General features: G+C 71.5%; 27 protein-coding genes and 1 pseudogene. 19 read left to right on the top strand and 9 right to left on the bottom strand.

Annotated elements, in window-relative coordinates; translation table 11 throughout:
- Positions 1-89 precede the first annotated feature (89 nt).
- From D0D28_RS27665 to D0D28_RS27650, 4 genes are read left to right on the top strand one after another with little or no spacing between them, the layout of a single operon-like run.
- Positions 90-452, top strand: a complete 363-nt coding sequence (locus tag D0D28_RS27665; protein ID WP_094008707.1) for a hypothetical protein — start codon at positions 90-92, stop codon at positions 450-452.
- Between the two features lie 27 nt (positions 453-479).
- On the top strand, positions 480-809 hold the full coding sequence (gene cutA / locus D0D28_RS27660; RefSeq protein ID WP_094008708.1) for a divalent-cation tolerance protein CutA: 330 nt from the start codon (positions 480-482) through the stop codon (positions 807-809).
- A 33-nt stretch (positions 810-842) separates the two neighbouring features.
- On the top strand, positions 843-2,150 hold the full coding sequence (locus D0D28_RS27655) for a glycoside hydrolase family 1 protein (RefSeq protein WP_116113672.1): 1,308 nt from the start codon (positions 843-845) through the stop codon (positions 2,148-2,150).
- 10 nt (positions 2,151-2,160) lie between these two features.
- Positions 2,161-3,240, top strand: a complete 1,080-nt coding sequence (locus D0D28_RS27650) for an MBL fold metallo-hydrolase (RefSeq protein WP_094008710.1) — start codon at positions 2,161-2,163, stop codon at positions 3,238-3,240.
- A 302-nt stretch (positions 3,241-3,542) separates the two neighbouring features.
- Here D0D28_RS27650 and D0D28_RS27645 read toward each other — a convergent pair whose 3' ends face one another.
- The gene (locus tag D0D28_RS27645) at positions 3,543-4,082 is read right to left on the bottom strand and encodes a hypothetical protein (RefSeq protein WP_240323377.1); all 540 of its coding nucleotides are present in this window, start codon (positions 4,080-4,082) and stop codon (positions 3,543-3,545) included.
- Between the two features lie 62 nt (positions 4,083-4,144).
- Positions 4,145-4,573, bottom strand: a complete 429-nt coding sequence (locus tag D0D28_RS27640) for a PPOX class F420-dependent oxidoreductase (protein WP_116113667.1) — start codon at positions 4,571-4,573, stop codon at positions 4,145-4,147.
- Positions 4,574-4,591: 18 nt separating this feature from the next.
- Here D0D28_RS27640 and D0D28_RS27635 point away from each other — a divergent pair, with 18 nt between their 5' ends.
- A complete protein-coding gene (locus tag D0D28_RS27635) occupies positions 4,592-5,359 on the top strand; it encodes a metal-dependent hydrolase (protein ID WP_205413373.1) in 768 nt (255 codons plus the stop codon).
- A gap of 11 nt (positions 5,360-5,370) precedes the next feature.
- Positions 5,371-5,931, top strand: a complete 561-nt coding sequence (locus D0D28_RS27630; protein ID WP_116113664.1) for a TetR/AcrR family transcriptional regulator — start codon at positions 5,371-5,373, stop codon at positions 5,929-5,931.
- On the opposite strand, the gene D0D28_RS27625 is transcribed toward D0D28_RS27630, so the two are convergent.
- Complete coding sequence (locus tag D0D28_RS27625) at positions 5,928-6,254, bottom strand: putative quinol monooxygenase (RefSeq protein WP_094008714.1); 327 nt, start codon at positions 6,252-6,254, stop codon at positions 5,928-5,930. The two genes, D0D28_RS27630 and D0D28_RS27625, sit on opposite strands and share 4 nt — an antisense overlap.
- A 56-nt stretch (positions 6,255-6,310) precedes the next feature.
- Positions 6,311-7,288, bottom strand: coding sequence for an ABC transporter substrate-binding protein (locus D0D28_RS27620; protein ID WP_233157523.1), 978 nt, complete (start codon positions 7,286-7,288; stop codon positions 6,311-6,313).
- Between the two features lie 89 nt (positions 7,289-7,377).
- Here D0D28_RS27620 and D0D28_RS27615 point away from each other — a divergent pair, with 89 nt between their 5' ends.
- From D0D28_RS27615 to D0D28_RS27600, 4 genes are all read left to right on the top strand, one after another.
- Positions 7,378-8,403: a FecCD family ABC transporter permease gene (locus tag D0D28_RS27615; protein WP_094008716.1), complete on the top strand. Its 1,026-nt coding sequence runs from the start codon at positions 7,378-7,380 to the stop codon at positions 8,401-8,403.
- Positions 8,400-9,449 (top strand): FecCD family ABC transporter permease, encoded by a 1,050-nt coding sequence (locus D0D28_RS27610; protein WP_094008717.1) that lies wholly within the window; start codon positions 8,400-8,402, stop codon positions 9,447-9,449. The genes D0D28_RS27615 and D0D28_RS27610 overlap by 4 nt, the downstream gene beginning before the upstream one ends.
- Positions 9,446-10,252 carry an ABC transporter ATP-binding protein gene (locus D0D28_RS27605; protein WP_116113662.1) on the top strand — a complete coding sequence of 269 codons (807 nt, stop codon included), beginning with the start codon at positions 9,446-9,448 and terminating at the stop codon, positions 10,250-10,252. The genes D0D28_RS27610 and D0D28_RS27605 overlap by 4 nt, the downstream gene beginning before the upstream one ends.
- 322 nt (positions 10,253-10,574) lie before the next feature.
- Positions 10,575-11,195, top strand: coding sequence for a LysE family translocator (locus D0D28_RS27600; RefSeq protein WP_094008719.1), 621 nt, complete (start codon positions 10,575-10,577; stop codon positions 11,193-11,195).
- Here D0D28_RS27600 and D0D28_RS27595 read toward each other — a convergent pair.
- Together D0D28_RS27595 and D0D28_RS27590 are read right to left on the bottom strand one after the other, a co-directional pair.
- Positions 11,179-12,633 carry an NAD-dependent succinate-semialdehyde dehydrogenase gene (locus tag D0D28_RS27595; RefSeq protein ID WP_116113660.1) on the bottom strand — a complete coding sequence of 485 codons (1,455 nt, stop codon included), beginning with the start codon at positions 12,631-12,633 and terminating at the stop codon, positions 11,179-11,181. The genes D0D28_RS27600 and D0D28_RS27595 overlap by 17 nt on opposite strands.
- On the bottom strand, positions 12,630-13,193 hold the full coding sequence (locus tag D0D28_RS27590; protein WP_162831209.1) for an MFS transporter: 564 nt from the start codon (positions 13,191-13,193) through the stop codon (positions 12,630-12,632). The genes D0D28_RS27595 and D0D28_RS27590 overlap by 4 nt, the downstream gene beginning before the upstream one ends.
- Positions 13,194-13,226: 33 nt before the next feature.
- Between D0D28_RS27590 and D0D28_RS37410 the strand changes: the two genes are divergently transcribed.
- Positions 13,227-13,358, top strand: coding sequence for a hypothetical protein (locus D0D28_RS37410; protein ID WP_275895923.1), 132 nt, complete (start codon positions 13,227-13,229; stop codon positions 13,356-13,358).
- Positions 13,359-13,823: 465 nt separating this feature from the next.
- Here the strand turns inward: D0D28_RS37410 and D0D28_RS27580 are convergent, their stop codons facing one another.
- Both D0D28_RS27580 and D0D28_RS27575 read right to left on the bottom strand, forming a co-directional pair.
- Positions 13,824-15,419, bottom strand: a complete 1,596-nt coding sequence (locus D0D28_RS27580) for an ABC transporter permease (protein WP_116113655.1) — start codon at positions 15,417-15,419, stop codon at positions 13,824-13,826.
- A complete protein-coding gene (locus tag D0D28_RS27575; RefSeq protein WP_116113653.1) occupies positions 15,416-16,312 on the bottom strand; it encodes an ABC transporter ATP-binding protein in 897 nt (298 codons plus the stop codon). The genes D0D28_RS27580 and D0D28_RS27575 overlap by 4 nt, the downstream gene beginning before the upstream one ends.
- 94 nt (positions 16,313-16,406) lie before the next feature.
- Between D0D28_RS27575 and D0D28_RS27570 the strand changes: the two genes are divergently transcribed.
- The 3 genes from D0D28_RS27570 to D0D28_RS37715 are packed head-to-tail and all read left to right on the top strand — an operon-like array spanning position 16,407 to position 17,417.
- On the top strand, positions 16,407-16,895 hold the full coding sequence (locus tag D0D28_RS27570) for a GbsR/MarR family transcriptional regulator (protein WP_094008724.1): 489 nt from the start codon (positions 16,407-16,409) through the stop codon (positions 16,893-16,895).
- Positions 16,892-17,239, top strand: a complete 348-nt coding sequence (locus D0D28_RS27565) for a class I SAM-dependent methyltransferase (protein ID WP_429727731.1) — start codon at positions 16,892-16,894, stop codon at positions 17,237-17,239. Before D0D28_RS27570 ends, D0D28_RS27565 begins: the two co-directional genes overlap by 4 nt.
- 40 nt (positions 17,240-17,279) lie before the next feature.
- Complete coding sequence (locus D0D28_RS37715; RefSeq protein ID WP_429727732.1) at positions 17,280-17,417, top strand: hypothetical protein; 138 nt, start codon at positions 17,280-17,282, stop codon at positions 17,415-17,417.
- On the opposite strand, the gene D0D28_RS27560 is transcribed toward D0D28_RS37715, so the two are convergent.
- Complete coding sequence (locus tag D0D28_RS27560; protein WP_116113650.1) at positions 17,392-17,961, bottom strand: TetR/AcrR family transcriptional regulator; 570 nt, start codon at positions 17,959-17,961, stop codon at positions 17,392-17,394. The genes D0D28_RS37715 and D0D28_RS27560 overlap by 26 nt on opposite strands.
- Positions 17,962-18,062: 101 nt before the next feature.
- Between D0D28_RS27560 and D0D28_RS27555 the strand changes: the two genes are divergently transcribed.
- The 5 genes and pseudogenes from D0D28_RS27555 to D0D28_RS27535 all read left to right on the top strand — a co-directional run.
- Entirely contained in the window at positions 18,063-18,698 is a 636-nt protein-coding gene (locus tag D0D28_RS27555) for an NAD(P)-dependent oxidoreductase (protein WP_116113648.1), read from the top strand.
- Positions 18,699-18,707: 9 nt separating this feature from the next.
- Complete coding sequence (locus tag D0D28_RS27550; RefSeq protein WP_205413372.1) at positions 18,708-19,433, top strand: SGNH/GDSL hydrolase family protein; 726 nt, start codon at positions 18,708-18,710, stop codon at positions 19,431-19,433.
- Between the two features lie 122 nt (positions 19,434-19,555).
- On the top strand, positions 19,556-20,701 hold the full coding sequence (locus tag D0D28_RS27545) for a C1 family peptidase (protein ID WP_167481579.1): 1,146 nt from the start codon (positions 19,556-19,558) through the stop codon (positions 20,699-20,701).
- A 13-nt stretch (positions 20,702-20,714) separates the two neighbouring features.
- Positions 20,715-21,290 (top strand): hypothetical protein, encoded by a 576-nt coding sequence (locus D0D28_RS27540; RefSeq protein ID WP_116113645.1) that lies wholly within the window; start codon positions 20,715-20,717, stop codon positions 21,288-21,290.
- A gap of 72 nt (positions 21,291-21,362) precedes the next feature.
- Positions 21,363-21,549 (top strand): annotated as a pseudogene (locus D0D28_RS27535) (protease inhibitor I42 family protein); the annotation flags it as partial.

The following is a 21,549-nucleotide window of genomic DNA, read 5'->3' as shown; positions in this document are numbered from 1 at the left end:
CCGAGTTCGAACCGATGTCGAGCACGCCGAGTCGCATAAGGCCCTGCGTACCCCGTTTAGCCCCGCGTCACACGGCTATCTCCGATCTCATGGAGACGTTCCACTACACCGCGACCGCCGATCTGCCCGCCGATGAGGCGTTCGCGTTCATCTCCGACACACCCAACCTGCCCCGGTTCCTGCCGCAGAACCTGGACGAGGGTTGGTTGCGCACGGACCCGGCGAGCAGGCACCTGGCGTGGGGCACCGAAAGCGAGGGTGACGATTGCGGTGAGTTGCGTGTCCACGAACGCGGTCCCGGGCAGTGCGAGATCGCCATCACGCTGCACACCGACCGCACCGACGGGGACCAGGTGCGCACGGAACTGGCGCAGGCGGTGGCCGCGCTGACCCACCAGGCCAGCGCGGACGCCGACGAGCAGCGCGAGGGCCAGCAGGCGGGCTGGGTCTGAGCCGCGCGTGGTGCTCTAATCGGGCACATGCGCGAACACGTGATCGTGTCGTCCACCACCGACAGCGAGACCACGGCCCGGGAGCTGGCGGCGCAGGCCGTCGAGGCGCGGCTGGGCGCGTGCGCCCAGATCGTGGGCCCGATCCTGAGCGTCTACCGGTGGGACGGCCGGGTGCAGGCCGATCCGGAGTGGCGCGTGGAGATCAAGACCGCGGCCGACCGGGTCGCGGCCCTGGTCGAGCTGATCAAGCAGCAGCACAACTACGAGGTGCCGGAGATCATCGCGACCCCCATCGAGGGCGGCAGCGCGGAGTACCTCGCGTGGCTGGTCGAGGAGACCAGGCCGGTTGATCGTTGACGGGCCGACCGGGGAAACGTAAATTTCTTTCACATGTCGCGTCTGGTCCGGATAGCGCTCGTCGTCCTGTTCTGCCTCGCGTCGGTCCCGGTGACCCCGGCCTCCGCCGAGAGCCGCTTCTACTGGGGAGTGGCCACCGCGGGCTTCCAATCCGAGGGCAGCGCCCCGGACAGCAACTGGTCGCGGTACGTCGCGAAGGGCGGCGTGGACCCGTACGCCAACGCCACCGACTTCCGGCACCGCTACGCCGAGGACATCGGGTTGGCGAAGGACCTCGGCGTCAACACCTTCCGGTTCAGCGTGGAGTGGGCGCGGGTGCAGCCCGCGCCCGGCGTGTGGGACGAAACCGAGCTGGCCTACTACGACGACGTCGTCCGGCACATCCGCGCCGCGGGCATGACCCCGATGATCACGTTGAGCCACTGGGTCTACCCCGGCTGGGTGGCCGACCAGGGTGGGTTCACCGCCGCGAAGACCGTGGACGACTTCCTCGCCTTCACCACGCGTATCGCCGAGCGCTACGACGACGTGCTGTGGGTGACGTTCAACGAGCCGGTCGCGTTCCTCACGCAGGAGCTGAAGATCGGCGCGGTCACCCCGTTCCAGGTCCCCGCCTGGCAGGCCAACGTGGTCCAGGCGCACCGCCGCGCCTACGACGAGATCCACCGGCTCGACCCGTCCGCGCAGGTCACCAGCAACCAGGCCTTCTACGCCGGCTTCAACCCGGTCACCGACCTGGTCGTGATGGACCGGATCACGGACAAGGTCGACTTCGTCGGGCTGGACTACTACTACGGCGTCAGCCTGACCAACCTCACCGCGATCCACGCGGCGTTCGAGCAGTTCTGGAAGGTCAAGCCGCAGCCGGAGGGCATCTACTACGCGCTGCGCTACTACCGCGACCGCTACCCGGACCTGCCGCTGTACATCGTGGAGAACGGACTGCCCACCGACAACGGCCAGCCGCGCGCGGACGGCTACACCCGCGCGGCGTCGATCCAGGACACGCTGTTCTGGGTGCAGCGCGCGAAGGCCGACGGCATGAACGTCATCGGCTACAACCACTGGAGCATCACCGACAACTACGAGTGGGGCAGCTACCGGCCGCGCTTCGGACTGTACGAAGTGGACGCTCTGACCGATCCCGCGCTGACCCGGCGGGCGACCGACGGGGTCGCGGCGTACCGCGACGTGATCGCGCGCGGTGGCGTCGGGCCGTCGTACCGGCTGGTCCAGGGGCCGGCGCTGTGCTCGCTGGTCGATCCGCTGGGCAGCTGCCTGTCGCCGGCCGATCCGTCCGGGCCGCTGGCGCCGCTGGGAACATCCGGCGCCGGTTCGTAGTTGTCCGGACATGGCGAAGACGTTGCGGTGGGCCCTGCCCGCGCTGCTCGGCGGGGCGGTGGCGGCCCTGTGGGAGATCCCGGTGGCGTTCGGCGGGCGGCCCGATCCCGAGCGCATGCGGCGCTCCCCGCAGTTCCACGACGGCCGGTTCCGCAACCTCGCCCCGCCGCTCGTGCAGCCGGCCCGGGCCCGCGACCTGGTCGGCGAGATGGTGTTCGGCAAGCAGCGGCGCAAGCCGACCGGGCCGGTACCGCTGGTGCGGCCGGGGGCGCCGGCCGATGAGGGGCTGCACATCACCTGGTACGGCCACGCGTCGTCGCTGATCGAGATCGACGGCCGGAAGGTGCTGGTGGACCCGGTGTGGGGCGAGCGGGTGTCGCCGTCCCGGTTCGTCGGCCCGAAGCGCATGCACCGGCCGCCGCACCAGCTGGACGAGCTGCCCGAGCTGGACGTGATCATCGTGTCGCACGACCACTACGACCACCTCGACCGGCCGACGGTGGTGCGGCTGGCGAAGACGCAGCGCGCGCCGTTCGTGGTCCCGCTCGGGGTGGGCGCGCACCTGCGCCGGTGGCGGATCCCGGCGGAGCGGATCATCGAACTGGACTGGGACGAGTCGGTGTCGGTGGGCGGGGTCGACGTGACCGCGTCGGCCGCCCAGCACTTCTCCGGCCGGGCGTTCACGCGGAACAACACGCTGTGGGCGTCGTGGATCGTGGCGCGGTCCGGGCGGAAGGTGTTCTACACGGCGGACTCGGGCTACTTCGAGGGCTACCGCGCGATCGGGGAGAAGTACGGCCCGTTCGACGCGGCGCTGGTGCAGATCGGCGCGTACCACCCGGCGTGGCCGGACATCCACATGACGCCGGAGGAGGGAGTCGCCGCCCACCTCGACGTGCGGGGCGGGCTGCTGATCCCGGTGCACTGGGGCACGTTCCGCCTGGCGATGCACGGCTGGAGCGAGCCGGCCGAGCGAGCCTGGCGCGAATCGAAGGCACACGACGTGGCGCTGGCGATCCCCCGCCCCGGTGAGCGGATCGACGTGGACAACCCAAAGCCCATCGACCCGTGGTGGCAGCCGATCGGATAGCGCGCCGGCGCCGATCTGCACACCCGAGCTGGGTGGTCATCCCGTCGCCTGACACGTGACGATCACCTTGAGCCAGGGCCGCAACCCAGGCCGCCCACCGGCGGCCGACCATGCCAACCTTGCGGCCCTGGCTCAAGGTGATACACACAAAACCGGAAGGCGACGGGATGACCACCCAGCGACCACCTGCCCGAGGTGAGCCGACAACGGTCCCCCGTCATCCCGGAGCCTGCCCGTCCGGCGAGGACATCTTTTGATCTTTAAACCGCCGCCCAACACGGCGACGCGCCCAGCGGCCCCGATCAGCTCGGCCGCACGCGGGTCAGCCCCACCCGGTCCGCCGCGCGGCGGATCTTGAAGAACGTGTTCCGGAACCACGCCATCAGCGTGGCCCGCGCGTCCGGATCGAGCTGCTGCTCCCCGGCGGCCTTCACGGCCTTGTAGTGGTCGATCAGCGTGTGCAGCCACGCGTCCACGTCCCGGACGCTCTCCAGCTGCACCACGCCCCCGGTGTCCGGCAGCCGCCGCAGGAACTCCTCGTGCGTGTTGCGGACCCAGTGCGACAGCTTGAGGTCGATCTCCGGGATCACCACCGGCGGGTCCAGCTCGAACGCCAGCCGCGACCGCCACCCGAGCAGCTCCCGCTCCACCGGGTGGTCCCAGCGGCCCGGGCGGCCCAGCTGGTGACCGGCGATGCGCCGCTCGGCGAACCACAGGAAGTCCTCGGAACCCCGCCGCAGGGTGCTGATCATCGACGGCGCGAGCGCGCCGATCACGGTCCGATCGACGACGTCCCACGTCGTGCCGCCCGCGAACGGGCTGTCGATCTTGAGGGTCTTCACGGTCCGCACCCTGAATTACTGCCCTATCTTCCCGTTCGTCCGCAACCCGCCATCGGTGTGCTTTACCTCATGCCGAGCCTGCGGTCCAGGCTGATTTCGATCACGACCCGCTCCGGGTTCGGCTTCGGCTGGCGGTGATACCGCACGGCGTAACGGTTTTCCGCGTCCGCCACCGACTCCGGATCCTCCCGGACCACCGCCGATCCCTCCAAACTCGACCAACGGCGACCGTCCACCTGGCTCACCACGACACGCGCGGGTTGCCCGGCACGCACGTTGCGTGCCTTGACGCTGCCGCGGCCGCAGATCACCCGCGCCGTGGTGAAGTCCTCGTCCACGGTGACCCCGACCGGCACGACGTGCGGTTTCCCGTCCGGACGCAGGGTCGTGAGCATGCACAGGTGCCGCTCGGCCCAGAACGCCCGCAGCTCGTCGCTGGGCGCCTCGGTGGTCGTGATCATGCGCGTCCCTTCGCGTCGGTCGGCGTCCATCTTGCCAAGATCTTCCGCATGATGGGCTCCACCCACGCGCTCACCGGCTGGTGCGCCGGCCTCGCGCTCGCCCCGGCCATCGGCGCCGGCTCCGTGCACCAGGCGCTGGCGTTCGCCGCGACGACCGCCGGTTTCGCGTTGCTGCCGGACCTCGACCACCCGCACGCCCGCGCCTCCAAGCTGCTCGGGCCGATCACCGGCCTGGTGTGCTGGCTGCTCCGGCACACCTCGGCCGCGCTGTACAAGGTCACCAAGGGCCCGCGCGACGAGCGGGGCCGGGGCAGCCACCGGCACCTGTCGCACACGCTGCTGTTCGCGATCGGCCTGGGCGCGGCGACGACGTACGGCACCCGGGCCGGCGGCTGGTACGTCGTGGCCGGGGTGGTGCTGTTCGCGTTGCTGCTCGCCGCGGACGCGCTGGGGGACTGGTTGCTGCTGGTCGCCGGTGGCGGGGTGCTGTGGTGGGCGCTGACGGCCAGCGCCGCGGCCGAGTTGTCGCAGCTCACCGGCTGGCTGGGGATCGCGGTCGCGGTGGGCTGTTTCGTGCACTGCCTCGGCGACGCGCTCACCGAATCCGGCTGCCCGTTCCTGTTCCCGGTGCCGATCGCCGGCGAGACCTGGTACGAGCTGCGGCCGCCGGCGTTCCTGCGCTTCCGCACCGGCAAGGGCGTGGAGAAGTTCCTGATCGTGCCGGTCTTCACCGTGCTGGCGGTGCTGCTGGTGCCCGGCGCGTGGGCCGGTCTGGTCGGGTTGTTCGCCGAACCCACGGTGGCCGCGGGCGGCTAGAATCGGACACGATGACGACCCCCGCGAGCCGCACCGGACTGCGCGCCGACGCGCGCCGCAACCGCGCCCGTGTCCTGGCCGCGGCGCAGGAGGCGTTCGCGGACGAGGGCCCGTCGGTGCCGCTGGACGAGATCGCGCGCCGGGCCGGGGTCGGCGCGGGCACGGTCTACCGGCATTTCCCCAGCAAGGAGCTGCTGTTCGAGGCGGTCGTGCTGGACCGCATCGAGTGGCTGGCCGCTCAGGCGAAGGAGCGGCTCGAGGCGGCCGACCCGGGCGCGGTGTTCTTCGAGTTCTTCGACGTGGTGGCCGAGCAGGCGCTGCTGAACAAGGCCCTGTGCGACGCGCTGGAGGCGAGCACCGGACTGCCGTTCAAAGCCGCCGCCGAGGAACGCGCCGAGTTCGGCGCCGCGTTCCCCGACCTGCTGCGCCGGGCGCAGGCCGCGGGCGCCGTCCGGGCCGACGTCGAACCCGGCGACCTGACCGCCCTGCTCGCGGGCTACCTCGCGATCCAGCGGCAGGCCCCGCCGGGACGGCAGCTGGCGAAGATCATCGCCGACGGCCTGCGCGCCTAACGCCGCACCGCGAGTTCACCCAGTTCCGACCAGTCGTCCTGGGGCACCTCGAAGTTGACGACCCGCGGGGTCTCCGCCAGGTGCGGCGGCAGGGTCTGCTGCGCGGTCTTGAAGTGGTCGGACTGGACGTGCGCCGCGCCCGCCTCACCGTCGCGGAAGGCTTCCACCAGCACGTACTCGGTTGGGTCCTCGACGCTGCGGGACCAGTCGAACCACAGGCAGCCCGGCTCGGCGCGGGTGGCGAGCGTGAAGTCCCGCGCGATCGCGGGCCAGTCGTCGGCGTACTGGGGCAGGATGCGGAACTTCGCGGTGATGAAAATCATGGCTCCACCGTAGGGCCGCGGGGCCGCGCCCACACCGGATGCGGCCCCGCGCCGGGTCACGGCGTGACGCCGAACTGGTTCGCCAGGTCCGTCAGCATCGCCGACGCGCCCTGCAGGCTCACCGCGGTGAACCAGGTCGTGTCGCTGACCTCGACGATCTTGCCCTTGAGCGTCGCCCACAGCGGGTTGGCCTGGAACTTCGCCTTCGGGTCCTCCGCCGTCTTCGTCTCGTCGGAGTACGACGACACGAAGATGATGTCCGCGTCCAGCTTCGCGATGTCCTCCTGGCTGAGGTTCACCGAGATCTTGTCGGTGGCGTCCGGCTGGCCGGCGGGCCGGGACAGCTTCGCGTCGGCCATCACGATCCCGGGGTAGGACGCGCTGCTGTAGAGCCGCACGGTCGGCTCGCCCTCGACGAACCGCACGATCGACACCGTCGGCGCCCGGCCGAGCTTCGCCGCGATCTCCTGGCCGATCCGCTGCGCCCGCTGCTCGTAGGCGCCGATCTTCTGCTCGGCCAGCGACTCCTTGCCGAGGACCTGCCCGAGCAGGCGGATGTTGTCCTTCCAGACCGCGCCGGTCGTCGTGGAGAAGACCGTCGGGGCGACCCCGGTGAACTGCTCGTAGTACTTCTCGTGCCGCACCTTCGCCGACACGATCACGTCCGGCTTGATGTCGTAGAGCTGCTCGACGTCCGGGCTCTCCAGCGGGCCGACCACCTTGGCGCCCGCGCCGAACCGGCGGTCGTCGCCGAGGTAGTCGGGCAGCTGGTCGAAGTTGCGGTACTTCGTGTACGCCACGACCTGGGCTTCGAGCGCGAGCGCGGCGTCCACGTAGCTGGTGTCGAGCGCGGCCACGGTCTTCGGCTGCGTCTCCAGCACGGTCGAACCCATCGCGTGCTGGATGGTGCGCGGATAGCCGGCCTGGTCCGTCCCGCCCTGCTGCGCGGCTTCGTCGGTGCCGCCACCGCACGCCGTGAGGGTCAGGCACGCGGTCACGGCCAGCGTCAGTGCTGCTCGCCACGGTCTCGTCATCGGGATCTCTCTTTCGGTTAGCCTTGCCTAAGCGGAGCATAGGATGCGGTTTGTCCCGTTTGGAAGCGCGAGTTGGATAGGCGACATCAGTGACGGTGGTGGCGACAGCCCGGCCACGGACGCGCAGGCAGCGTCGTCTCGCCGGTATCGGCGGGCTCGCCGTTCTGCTGGCCCTGATCTGCGCGGCGAGTGTCGCGCTGGGTACGAAGTCGATCCCGCTCGGTGAGGTGTGGACGGCGCTCACCCAGCCGTCCGGGTCCGAATCGGACATCATCGTCCGGTCGCTGCGGGTGCCGCGCACGGTGCTGGGCCTGCTCGTCGGGCTCGCGATCGGTGTCGCCGGCGCGCTCATGCAGGGCCACACGCGCAACCCGCTCGCCGATCCCGGCTTGCTCGGCGTCACGCACGGCGCGGCGCTGGCGGTGGTGTTCGCGGTCGTCGTGCTCGGGGTCGACGGGCTCTACGGGTTCATCTGGTTCGGCTTCGCCGGCGCGCTGCTGGCCAGCGTCGCGGTGTTCCTGCTCGGCGCGGTCGGCGGCAAGGGCGCGACGCCGGTGACGCTCGCGCTGGCCGGGGCGGCGGTGAGCGCCCTGCTGCACGGGCTGGTGTCGGCGATCATCCTCGGCGACGAGCGCGGCATGGACACCTACCGGTTCTGGCGCGTCGGGTCGATCGCCGGGCGCGACTTCGCGATCACCGGTCAGATCGCGCCGTTCCTGGTGCTCGGCCTGCTGCTCGCGCTGGTCAACACGCCCGGCCTGAACACGCTGGCGCTGGGCGAGGACGTCGCGACCGCTCTCGGGCAGCGGGTGCTGCGCACGCGGGTCCTCGGCGTCGCCGCGATCACGCTGCTCACCGGGTCGGCGGTGGCCGCGTGCGGGCCGATCGCGTTCCTCGGGCTCGTCGTGCCGCACCTCGCCCGCGCCATCACCGGCCCGGACTACCGCTGGCTGGTGCCGGTGGCCGGGCTGCTCGGCGCGGTGCTGCTGCTGACGGCGGACGTGCTCGGGCGCGTGCTGACGGGCGACAACTTCGAGGTCGGCATCCTGCTCGCGATTCTCGGGGCGCCGGTGTTCATCGTGCTGGTGCGGCGGCGGGGGCTGAGCAAGATATGACTCGCAAGGTGCTGGCCGCCGGGCCGGTGGCGTGGACGGTCAAGCCGCGGGTGATCGCGGTCGTGGTCGTCGCGGCGGTGCTGCTGGTGCTGGTCGCCGCGATCAACATCGGGATGGGCAGCTCCCGCATCGGGATCTGGAACGTGCTGGAGACCCTGCTCGGCGGCGGCACCCGGCGGGAACGCGGGATCATCTTCGACCTGCGCCTGCCGCGCACGCTCGCCGGTGTGCTGGTTGGCGCCGCGCTCGGGCTGTCCGGCGCGCTGTTCCAGTCGGTCGCGCGGAATCCCCTGGCCAGCCCGGACATCCTGGGCATCACGTGGGGCGCGGGGGTCGGCGCGGTCACCGCGATCGTCGCCGGCGGGTACCGCGGCCAGGTCAGCGGCATGGTGAGCGCGCTCGGCGTGCCGGTCGCCGGGTTGATCGGCGGGCTGCTGGCGGGCGTGCTGCTGTACGCGTTGTCGTGGCGGCGCGGTATCGACGGCTACCGGATGGTGCTGATCGGCATCGGGTTGTGGGCGATCAGCTACAACATCGTGAACTGGCTGCTGGCCGCCGGGGACGTGAACGACGCGGCGCGCGCGACGACGTGGCTGGTCGGCAACCTGGCCGACGTCGGGTGGGACTCGGTGGGGCCGGTCGCGATCGCGCTGGCCGTGCTGGTGCCGATCACGCTGGTCTGCGGGCGGACGGTCGGCGGGCTGCAGTTCGGCGACGACACCGCGCGGGGACTCGGCATCCGGGTCGACGGTGCTCGCGGGGCGTTGTTGTTGCTGGCGGCCGCGCTGGCCGCGATCGCCACCGCCGCGGCGGGGCCGATCACGTTCGTCGCGCTGGCGACGCCGCAGATCGCGGTGCGGCTGGCGAAGACCGCGCAGCCGCCGCTGGTCGGGTCGATGGTGCTGGGGGCGTTGCTGACCGTGGGTGCGGACCTGCTGACCCGGCTGTTGCTGCCGGATCTGCCGGTCGGGGTGCTGACCGCGATCCTCGGGGCGCCCTACCTGATCTTCCTGTTCGTCCGGAGCCGCCGGGAGGCACGAGCATGACGTCACGACTGCGAGCCGAGGGCCTGAAGCTGGGGTACGGCGAGCGGGTGGTGGTCGACGGTCTGGACCTGGATGTGCTGGACGGCACGATCACCGCGATCATCGGCCCGAACGGTTGCGGCAAGTCGACGTTGCTGCGGGCGCTGGCGCGGCTGCTGGCGCCGCTGGAGGGCGCGGTGCTGCTGGACGGCGAGCGGATCGACAAGCTGCCCACCCGCGAGGTGGCGAAGGTGGTCGGGCTGCTGCCGCAGTCACCGGTCGCGCCCGAGGGGCTGACGGTCGGTGATCTGGTGGCGCGCGGGCGGCACCCGCACCAGCGCTGGTACCGGCAGTGGTCGTCGTCGGACGAGGACGCGATCGCCAATGCTCTGCGGCTCACGGGGATGGACGTGCTGGCGGACCGGGTGGTCGACGAACTGTCCGGCGGGCAGCGGCAGCGCGCGTGGATCTCGATGACGCTCGCGCAGGAGACCGGGCTGTTGCTGCTGGACGAGCCGATCACCTACCTCGATCTGGCCCACCAGATCGACGTGCTGGACCTGGTGCACCGCCTGCACCGCGACCGCGGCACGACGGTCGTGATGGTCCTGCATGATTTGAACTTGGCCGCCCGCTACGCCGACACACTGGTGGCAATGCGCGACGGGCGGATCATCGCGCAGGGCCCGCCGTCGACGGTGCTGACGGAGCCGCTGCTGGACGAGATCTTCGGCCTGACGGCAAAGGTCCTGCCCGACCCGGTCTCCGGAACACCGCTGGTGGTGCCGATCAGCGCCCACCTCCAAGACGGCGGCGGGGACTGAGGCACCCCCGGGGCGGGACAGGCACAGGACTGAAGCACCGCCCCCCGGGCGGTGCTGGTTGCGTGGCCACCGCATTGGCCGCGCCGACTGCCACGATGGCGCCGTGGGCGCCGTGTCGGCGGGTGCGGACGGCGGGTTTGGCCCGCACCGGGGGCGGTGTTGGCTGGCGCCCGCGCCGGGTTGCCGCTGCGGGCACTGTGTTTGCCGCCGCAGGCGTCGGGTTCCGCGTTGGCCGATTTTCGGGCGTTCGTCGGTGTGGGTGCTCGGGCGGTCTTCCGAAAAGTCGGCCCCTTCGCGGGCCCGGCTGTGTTGTAGTGGCGGTATGTCGACTTCCGCTCTGTTCGCCTACGTCCTCGTCGCGCTCGTGGGCGTTATGACGCCCGGTCTCGACACGATGTTGATGCTCCGCCACACCCTGCTCGGCGGTCGGCGGGCCGGCTTCCGGGCGCTGACCGGCATCAACCTCGGCTGCCTGGTGTGGGGGACGGCGAGCATCGCGGGCCTGACCGCGCTGCTGACCGCCTCCCGCATCGCCTACGACGTCGTGCGGATCGTCGGTGCGGCCTACCTGATCTGGCTCGGCGCGTCCGCGCTGTGGAAGAGCTTCCGCCGCCACCAGGCGCCCCCGGAGATCGGCGTCGAGCCGGGACGTGGTGCCCTCCGCGCCGGGCTCGTGACGAACCTGCTCAACCCGAAGGTCGGCGTGTTCTACCTGAGCCTGCTGCCGCAGTTCCTGCCCGCCGGGTCCGGGCAGGCGGCCTGGGGCGCCCTGCTCGTCCTCATCCACGTGTCGATCGGCTGGCTGTGGATGGGCACGGTCCTCCTGCTGGCGGCCCAGGCCCGCCGGTTCCTGTTGCGCGACGCGGTGCGGCGGTGGCTCGACCGTCTCACCGCGACAGTCCTCATCGGACTCGGACTGCGGATCGCTACGGAGTCCCGCTGAGCGACAGCGCCATGTACTTCACGTCGAGGTACTCCTCGATACCCTCGGCGCCGCCCTCGCGGCCGAACCCGGACGCCTTCACGCCACCGAAGGGCGCCGACGCGTTCGACACCAGCCCGGTGTTGAGCCCGACCATCCCGGTCGCCATCCGCTCGCCGACGCGGATGGCGCGGTCCAGGTCGCGCGTGAACACGTAGGCCACCAGGCCGAACTCGGTGTCGTTGGCGAGCCGGACCGCCTCGTCCTCGTCCTCGAACGTGGTCACCGGCGCCACCGGGCCGAACACCTCCTCACGCAGGATGCGGGCGTCCGGCGGGACGTCGGTGAGCACGGTCGGCGCGTAGAAGAAGCCGTCACCGTCCAGCGGCTTGCCGCCGGTGGTCGCGTGCGCGCCGCGGGACAGCGCGTCGTCGACCAGCTCGATCACCTTGTCCCGCTGCTCGGCGCTGATCAGCGGCCCGACCTTCACCCCGTCCTCGGTGCCGTGCCCGACCTTCAGCGACGACATCGCCTCGGTCAGCTGCCGCACGAACTCCCCGGCGACCGACGAGTGCACGTGGAACCGGTTCGCCGCCACGCACGACTCACCGTTGTTGCGCATCTTCGCGGTGACCGCGCCCTTGACCGCCGCGTCCAGGTCAGCGTCCTCGAACATCAGGAACGGCGCGTTGCCGCCCAGCTCCATGGACATCCGCTGCAGGTTGGGCGCGCACTGCTCGACCAGCTTGCGCCCGACCTCGGTGGACCCGGTGAAGGACAGCTTCCGGATCCGCGGGTCGGCCAGGGCCGGGTTCACGACCCGGCTCGCCGACGTGCTCGGCAGCACGCTCAGCACCCCGTCCGGCAGCCCGGCTTCCTTGAGCAGGCCGGCGAGGTTCAGCATCGACAACGGCGTCAGCTGCGCCGGCTTGACGATCATGGTGCAGCCCGCGGCGATGGCCGGCCCGATCTTGCGGGTGCCCATCGCGAGCGGGAAGTTCCACGGCGTCACCAGGATGCACGGCCCCACCGGGTGCTTCGACACGAGCACGCGCCCACCACCGGCCGGGCTGCGCGCGTACCGCCCGTCGATGCGCACGGCCTCCTCGGCGAACCACCGGAAGAACTCGGCGGCGTAAGTGACTTCGGCCTTCGACTCCTCCAGACTCTTGCCCATCTCCAGCGTCATCAACCGGGCCAGCTCGTCGGCGCGGTCGGTCATCAGCTGCCACGCGCGGCGCAGGATCTCGCCCCGCTCGCGCGGCGGTGTCGCGGCCCACTCCTCCTGCTTCGCGACGGCTGCCTCGATGGCCTCGCCGACATCGGCGTCCTGCGCGTCGGAGACCTCGCAGAGCTGCTGCTCGGTCCCCGGATCGTGCACACCGAAGCGGCTGCCGTCCGCGGCGTCACGCCACCGACCGGCGAGGAAGAGCTGACGCGGTACTCCATCGAGGGTCATGCGCCGTGACTACCCGTGCGCACCTCCTCGTATGCCTCGGGCAACTGCCGCATCCGGCGCAACGGCGAGCAGACCAGCCACAACGCCGACACCGCCACGCCCGCTCCGGCCAGCCACAACGTCCCCCGCAGTCCGGCCACGCTCGCCAGCACCCCGGCGAGCGCGCTCCCGACCGGCCCCGGCGCGAAGTACAGGAACGCGGAGGTGGCCGCCACCCTGCTCTGCAGCCGCTCGGGCGTCACCGCCTGCCGGTAGCTGACCTGGTGCACGTTGAGCACCACGATGCTCACCCCGGTCAGGAAGTTGCCGACGGGATACCACGCCATGCCCCAGCCCGGCGTGGTCAACGGGATCATCAGGTATCCCGCGCCCCACACCAGCGCGCTGATCCACATCAGCCGCGCCTCGCCGAGCCACCTGCCGAGCCGGCGCGTCACGGCCGAACCGAGCAGCGCCCCGGTCAGCCCGCCCGCCTGCAGCAACCCGATCATGCCGGGCGACAGGTGCACCTCGCGCAGCAGGAACAGCGCCGCCACCGTGATCTGGAACTGCTGGCACACGCTGACGCCCGTCGTGTACCCCGATCGCGCACAGTGCCGGGAAGACGGACCGGAGCCCGTCGCCGATCTCCGGCGGGCAACGCGCGGCTGCAGGCGAACGTCTCGGTCGCGGCGGTGGCCGTGACCGGCCGGTCGGAGCAGCTGGTGCGGCTGTTCGGCGAGTGAGCGGCGGTGAGCTTCCTGGAATCGGCGGTTTGGCCGAAGCGGGTGTCGGCGAATCGAACGCCGCGGCGAGTGGTACCGAACCGAACGCCATCGCGCGGCCCAGGTCGGCCGCCACCAGCACGCGCCGCTTGCGCATTCGGTTCGTCCACGCGCCCACCTGCAACGCCAGCAGCAGGTACGCCAGCGTCTCCAGCGTCCGCAGCACGGACACCTGCACCGCCGTCGCCTGCAGCGTGATCGCCGCCAGCAACGGCACCGCGAGCAGGTTGATCCGGTCGCCGAACTGGCTCAGCGCATCGGCCAGCCACAGACGCCGGAAATCCCCGTGCCCCAACAACCCCCATCGCATGGTCCCCCCTCGGTCCCGCCAGATGAACAACGTTAGCGAGGGGTACCGACAAAAAATGAGCGGCAGAGCCCGGACCCCCCGACGAGTCCGGGCGCTGCCACTCGGATGACCCGGGATTACCCGATGTCCCGCCGCTGAAACCGCGCCAGACCCGTGGCAAGCGCGACCGCCGCGATGCCGAGCAGCCACGCGAACGGCGTGACCACGAACTCCGCGCTCGGCAGCTTCGGGACGTGCGTGAACGGCGAGATGTCCAGCACCACCTGCGGCGCCTGCACGACCGGCCCGAACAGCGACAGCAGGAGGAACACCGCGGCCACGCCCCACGCCGCCGTCGCGAGCTTCGGCGCGAACCCGAACACCACCACGGCGATCCCGACGACCACCCACACCGCGGGCGCCTGCGCGACCGTCGCGCCGAGCACCGCGGGCACCTGGCCGCTCACGTCACCGACCCGCAACCCGTGCAGCAGCCCGGCGAACAGGCCCGACACGACCAGCAGCAGAGCCGTCCCCAGCAGTGAGAACACCAGGTGGCTCCCGGCCCACTGCAGCCGTCGCACCCGAGTCGCCAGCAGCGGTTCCAGCCGCAGCGCGGTCTCCTCCGACCGCATCCGCAGCGTCGCCTGCACCGCGTACATCGAGGCGACCATCCCGAAGATCCCGGCGATCATCGCGAGGAACGTGTCGACCAGGTTCTGCGCGCCGCCCAACCGCTCGAACGCCTGCTGGGCCTGCGCGCTCTCCCCGACGAGGTCGCCGATGCCGGCGGCCAGCGAGCCGAACATCGCCCCCAGCACCGCGAACCCGGCGGTCCACCCGATCAGCACGCCCCGGTGCAGCCGCCACGCCAGCGCGAACGGCGACCGCAGCCCGGGCGCCGCCACCGGAGGTCCCGGGCGCGCCGGGAAGATGCCCATCCCGACGTCCCGCCGCGGCAGCAGCCGGTAGGCCACCGTCCCCAGCACGACTGCCACGGCGACGAGCAGCAGCGCGACGGCCCACCGGTCCCCGGCGAACGGCCGCGTCTGCGTCGCCCACCCGAGCGGTGACAGCCACGACAGCCACGACACGTCCGTCGCCGAGTCGCCGACCGCGCGGAGCAGGAAGGCGAACCCGAGCACCGCGGAGGCGATGCCGTTGGCGGTGCGCGAGTACTCGGCCAGCTGGGCGGCGATCGCGGCGACCGCGGCGAACACGAGCCCGGTCAGCGTGGTCGTGAGCCCGAACGCCACGGAACCGCCCGCCGGCAGGCCGGCCCCGATCAGGCCCAGCGCCGCCAGCACCGTGGTGGCCGCCGCGCCGATGCCCGCGGTGATCAACCCGGCGGTCAGTGCGGCGTAGCGCCCGGTGACGGTCGAGGACAGCAGCTCCTGCCGCCCGGTGTCCTCCTCCTGACGGGTGTGCCGCGTGACGGTGAAGATGCAGGCCAGCGCCGTGAACAGGGGCAGGAACACGCCGAAGCGCCAGGCCGTGAACCCGCCCGCGGTGGACAGGTCGAACGGCGGCCCGTAGAGCAGGGTGATCGACGGGTTCGCGCTCATCCCCGTCGTCAGCGACGCCCGGCTGGCCGCGTCCGGATACAGCTGTTCGTAGGCGCCGGCGCTGCTCGCCGGCAGGATCCCGATCACCAGCGCCCACAGCGGCAGCACGATCCGGTCCCGCCGCACCGCGAGGCGGACCAGGTGCCGGGTGCCCACCAGCGCGGTCACCGGGCGCTCGCTTCGGTCGTGTAGTGGCGCAGGAACAGCTCCTCCAGCGTCGGCGGCTGGCTGGTCAGGCTGCGCACGCCGACCTCGGTGAGCTTGCGCAGCACCTGGTCCAGCGACTGGGTCTCGACGTCGAAGCGGACGCGGTTGCCGTCGACCTTGAGGTCGTGCACCTCGGACAGCGAGCTGAGCCCGTTCGGGTGACCGGCCAGCTCCGCCACGATCGAGGTCCGGGTGAGGTGCCGCAGTTCGTTCAGGGTGCCGGTCTCGACCGCGTGCCCGTTGCGGATGATGCTGACCCGGTCGCACAGGGCCTCGACCTCGGCGAGGATGTGGCTGGACAGCAGCACCGTGCGCCCCTTGTCGCGCTCCTCCTGGATCGCGTACTGGAAGGTGGCCTCCATCAGCGGGTCGAGGCCGGAGGTCGGTTCGTCGAGGATCAGCAGCTCGACGTCGGAGGACAGGGCCGCGACGATCGCGACCTTCTGCCGGTTGCCCTTGGAGTAGGTGCGGCCCTTCTTCTTCGGATCGAGGTCGAACCGTTCGATCAGCTCGTCGCGGCGGCGCTTGTCGAGACCGCCGCGCAGCCGGCCGAGCAGGTCGATGACTTCGCCGCCGGAGAGGTTGGGCCAGAGGTTGACGTCTCCGGGGACGTAGGCGAGCCGTCGGTGCAGGCTCGCCGCGTCGCGCCACGGGTCGCCGCCGAGCAGGCGGGCGGTGCCCCGGTCCGCGCGCAGCAGACCGAGCAGGACGCGGATGGTGGTGGACTTCCCGGCCCCGTTCGGGCCCAGGAAGCCGTGCACTTCTCCGGTCTTGACCTGCAGGTTCAGGTCGTCGAGGGCCTTGGTCGCACCGAACGACTTGTGCAGGCCCTCGATGGAGATGGCGTTGTCCATGGACGTGAAGCTACAGAGCTTTCACAAAGTTGTGAAGTTAGGAAAACGTATAGATTGTCTGAAGCGCTGGACGGATGCGGAAGGATGATCGGTGATGCGTGACGAAGAGGCGGTGCGCCGGTACGTGGAGCGGCTGGCCCTCGTGCTCACCCAGCTCGGCATCCAGCGCATGGCCGCGCGCGTGGTGGCCGCGCTCATGGTGACCGACGACGGCCGCCTCACCGCGGGCGAGCTGGCGGAGAAGCTTCAGGTCAGCCCGGCGGCGGTGTCCGGGGCCGTGCGGTACCTGGAGCAGGTGGGGCTGGTCGAGCGGCAGCGGGAGCCCGGTGAGCGCCGCGACCACTTCCGGGTGCTCGACGACCTGTGGTACGCGAGCATGCGCAAGCGGGACCGGTTCATGGAGATGTGGCGGGACGCGGCCGAGGAGGGTGTCGACGCGGTGGGGGCGGACACCCCGGCGGGCCGGCGGCTGGCCGACACGCGGGACTTCCTGTCGTTCATCATCAAGGAGCTACCGCTGCTGTTCGAACGCTGGGAGAAGGAGCGCGCGTCGAGCCAGGGCGTGCGCGGGGGGACGGGATGAACGACTACGACAGCTTCGCCGAGGTGTACGCGGCGGAGAACGAGCACAGCCTGATGAACGCGTACTACGAGCGGCCCGCGATGCTGGCGCTGGCCGGGGACGTGGCCGGCCGCCGGATCCTGGACGCCGGCTGCGGCGCGGGTCCACTGACCGCCGAACTGCGCGACCGCGGCGCGGTGGTCACCGGCGTCGACGCCAGTGCCGCGATGCTGGCGCTGGCGAGGCGGCGGCTCGGTGACGAGGTGCCGCTGCACGAGGCCGACCTGCGCGATCCCCTGCCGTTCGCCGACGAGGCGTTCGACGACGTGGTCGCCTCGCTGGTGCTGCACTACCTGGAGGACTGAAGCCCGACGCTGGCCGAGTTGCGGCGGGCAGCGCTTCCCGATGAAGTTCTGGCGCAGGCCGCTGCACGCGATGACCAGTGCCTTCACCGCCGCCCTGACCGCCCTCGGCGGGCCGCAGCGCGAGCTGTTCCCCGACGGCTTCCGCAGCACGGTCACGAGGTGGGCAGCACCGCCTTGACGAGTTTGCGTGCCAGCACCGCCGGGTCGCCGGCCTCGGCGTCCCAGTGCCGGAAGAAGCCCTGCTGGAACGCCGCGCCCAGCAACAGCGTCGCGATCGCATCCGGGTCCGATGTGGACGGCAGGCGGCCGAGCCGCTGCTCCGCGCGCAGGTAGTTCGCCAGGCGGGTGACGGGGGTGCGCGGCCCGGCGCCGTGCTCGCGGATCGCGGCTCGGTGGGCCGTCAGCAGCTCCTGCGAGGAGAACAGGGACGCGCCGATCGGGAAGCTCTCGGTGTAGAAGTCGATCGCCGTGGCGGTGACGCGCACCAGGTTGGCGCGCACGCCGTGCCGCCCCGGTGTGAGGTCGCCCAGCGCCGCCTCCAGGCCGGGCAGCTGGGAGGAGATCACGCCGAGGAAGATCTCCGTCTTGTCCGCGAAGTGCTTGTACAGCGCCGCTTCCGAGAAGCCGGCGGCGCGGGCGATCTCCTTGGTCGTGGCGCGCGCGTAGCCCTGCTCGCGCATGATCTGCGTGGCCGCGGCCAGGATCTTCTCCCGAGTTCCCATGCGTTCTCAGCGTTCTCAGCGTTCTCTCAGTGCTCGCTTGACGGTTAGTGAGTACTCACTCACTATAGCAGGTGAGTGAACACTAACCAGGGAGGAAAGCCATGAAGCTGACGGTGTTCGGGGCGACCGGTGGGACGGGCGTCGAGGTGGTGCGGCAGGCGCTGGCGGCGGGTCACCAGGTCACCGCCGTGGTGCGTGATCCGGCGCGGCTGGACGTGCCCGCGCAGCCGCGGCTGGAGGTGGTGACGGCGGACGTGTTCGACCCGGACTCGCTGGTGCCGGCCATCTCCGGCCGCGAGGCCGTGCTGTCCGCGCTGGGCCCGCGCGACCGCGGGCCCAGCGTGATCTGCCGCGACGGGACGAGCGGCATCATGACCGCGATGACGGCGGCCGGCGTGCGGCGGCTGGTCGTGGTCAGCAACAGCGGCATGCACCGCGAGGGGGACGGCTGGTTCACGCGCCTGGTGGTCAAGCCGATGCTGATCCGCATGCTGCGCGAGGAGTACGCGGACATGGGCGAGATGGAACGCCGGGTGATCGCGTCCGGGCTCGACTGGACCATCGTGCGCCCGCCGAAGCTCAACGACGGCCGCCACACCGGCCGGATAGCCAGCGAGACCAGGGGAAACGTGCGTGGCAGCTTCACCATCTCGCGGGCCGACCTGGCCGACTACGTCCTGCGTGCGGCCGCGGATCCGGGGCTGTCGAAGGTGGCTGTGTCGATCGCCAAGGGCTAATGTGAACGGGTGTCAACTTCGCGCGCTTTCCTGGCCGTCGCGGCCACTGTCGGCCTCGCGCCGGTGCTGGTCGCGCAGGGCCTTCGCGTCCGCCGGACGACGCCGCGGTTGCCGGGCGCGTCCGGGCCGCTGACGGGTTCGGTTGCCGGCCCGGATCCGGTGCGGCTGCTGGTGATCGGCGAGTCCACAGTGGATGGCGTCGGCGCGGAGACGCACGAGGAGGCGCTGACCGGGCAGCTCGCGTCGGTGCTGGCCGGGCGGCTCGGGCGCGGGATCTCCTGGCGCGTCGCGGGCCGGACGGGTGCCAACGCGCGAACCGTGCGGGCGGAACTGCTCGACGAGGCGTGCCGGGAGCCGGCGGACCTGGTCGTGGTCGCGCTCGGCGTGAACGACACCATCGAGATGCGCTCGCCGGGCCGGTACCGACGCGACCTGCTGGCCCTGGTGGCGGCGGCGCGCCGGGCGCTCGGCCCGGTGCCGGTCCTGCTGGCCGGTGTCCCGCCGCTCGGCGCGTTCCCGTCGCTGCCGCAGCCGTTGCGCCTGGTCCTGGGTCTGCGGGGCGAGGCGCTGGACGCGGCCGCCGCGACGCTCGCGGCCCTGCCGGGCGTCACCCACTGCCCGGTGCCGCGCGAGGTGGTCGACCCGGAGCTGTTCGCGACGGACGGCTTCCACCCCGGGCCCGCCGGCTACCGGTTGTGGGCCGGGAAGCTGGCGGAAGCGGTCGCATTGGTCTGAACGGGTGAAACCGGCCGCTGCCGACCAGGTGCTTTGGAAAAACTTCTGTCGCTGTGTATCTGGCGAGGGCTCCTCCGCGTCATAGGGGGCGTTGGCTGGTTGCACACCGACTGGAGGAACGCATGAGTTCTCCCCGGCCCTTCGCCGAGGAAATCCGCGCCGTGCGGGATTCCCTTGCCACGATGGGGGATCCGTGGCAGGCGGGGGAGACGGTGCTCAGCCGGCTGGCGGGCGAGTCGCGCAGGGTGCGGCTGGGGGTGCCGGCCCCGAGCGCGGCCGAGGTGGAAGCCCGGGCCGATCTGCCCGGGCGGATGCTCGAGGTCGCGCTCGGGGCCGCCGGCCAGCCCTGCACCGCCCTCCACGCGCCGGGCAGCACGCTGCCCGTGAAGTTCGACCTGCGCGACGTGTGCGGTCGCAGCTACGTGACACCGGTGAAGGACCAGGGGGAATCGGGGTCGTGCAGCGCGTTCGGCACCGTGGCGGCGCTGGAGGGGACCGCCGCCTACACGCGCCGCAACACCGGCATGCGCCTGGACCTGTCCGAGGCGCACCTGTTCTTCGGGTTCGCGCCCGGGCACCGCAAACCGGGAGACACCGGATCCTGGCCGGACGACCTGATGGGTGATTGCGCGTCCCACGGCGTCACCTTCGAGGACTACTGGCCCTACTCGGACGAGGGAACCGGCGCGTTGCACCCGAACTGGGTGAACCGCGTCGCCCGCGCGGAAGGCGTCGTCGATCTCACCCAGGACCCGGCCGCGATCAAGCACCACATCTACGGCTATGGCCCGGTCACCGCGTGCATGGTGATCTACGACGACTTCTTCCACTACACCGGCGGCATCTACCGCGCCACCACGACGGAGAGCAACGGCGGGCACTGCGTCGCGCTCATCGGGTGGGACGACGAGCAGAACTGCTGGATCGCCAAGAACTCCTGGGGCACCGACTGGGGCGAGGGCGGGTTCTTCCGCATCGCCTACGGCGAAGCCTTCATCGAGGACTACCCGGAACCGCGGCCGACGACCCTCGGCTGCACCGGGGTCACCCTGCGCGCCTGGCTACCGCCGCAGCGCGCGCTGCGTCTGTTCTCCGCCGGTGACGGCGAATGGGCGTATCTGGAGCAGCTGGGCTGGGTCCGGCTCTCGGGGGACGCCGCGAGCGTGAGCCGTCAGCTCGCGCTGCTCGCCGAGGCGCGGGCGGGTGGTCATCCCGTCAGCCCGTTCCTCGACCGCGGCGTGCTGACCAAGGTTGCCACCACCTACTGATGGGGAGCGAAGCATGACCACGAGCAAGAGCGAGACGCCGGACACCGGCCCGCAGGACGACCCGAACGCCGAACTGGCCGCCCTGACCGCGGAGACCGGGCCGGGCGCGCCGACTGGCGTGTACGACCCGAACACGCCACCGCCGACCGGTGTGTACGACCCGAACACACCGCCTACTGGTGTATACGACCCGAATACTCCGCCGCCCACGGGTGTGTACGACCCGAATACTCCGCCGCCCACGGGTGTGTACGACCCGAATACTCCGCCGCCGACCGGTGTGTACGACCCGAACACCCCGCCCAACGGCAACGGTTCGGTGCACCCGGCCCAGCCGGTCCACCCGGCGCAACCCGCCCAGTCGGCACAGGGCGTCTGGATCCGCAACCGCTCCATCACGAGCCTGTGGTCGACGAGCGCCAACCCGGGGGTCTGGGTGTTCGTCGCCGGCCTGGGCTGGAAGCGGCTCGCCTCCGCCGGGGACGGGCGCAGCTCCCTGACGACCCTGGCGCTGCTGGCCCGCAACCACGGGCTGCCGGTGTCCTTCCACGAGAACGCCGCCGGGCAGATCGACCAGATCCTGGTCTGACGCCGGCACACAGACCGGCGGTGGCCGGCAGCCGAGGGGGCCGCCGGCCACCGCCACCCCGGGGGGCTTCCAGTGACACAGATCCGGCTCGCGCAGGCGGATGCGGGGGAGACGGCTCGGCTGCGGGTGGGGGACACGGTCGAGCTGCGTCTGCCGGAGGTCCGCGCGTCGGGGTACCGGTGGCGCTGGCGGCTGCCGGACTCGGTCCGCGTGGTGGCGGACGAGCACATCCGGTCCCTGGGGGAGGGGCCACCGGGGG

The organism is Amycolatopsis ruanii, from assembly GCF_003385175.1.
GTDB classification, from domain to species: domain Bacteria; phylum Actinomycetota; class Actinomycetes; order Mycobacteriales; family Pseudonocardiaceae; genus Amycolatopsis_E; species Amycolatopsis_E thermalba.
Note: the sequence above shows the minus strand (reverse complement) of the source record. Positions and strands in the feature narration are given on the sequence as shown.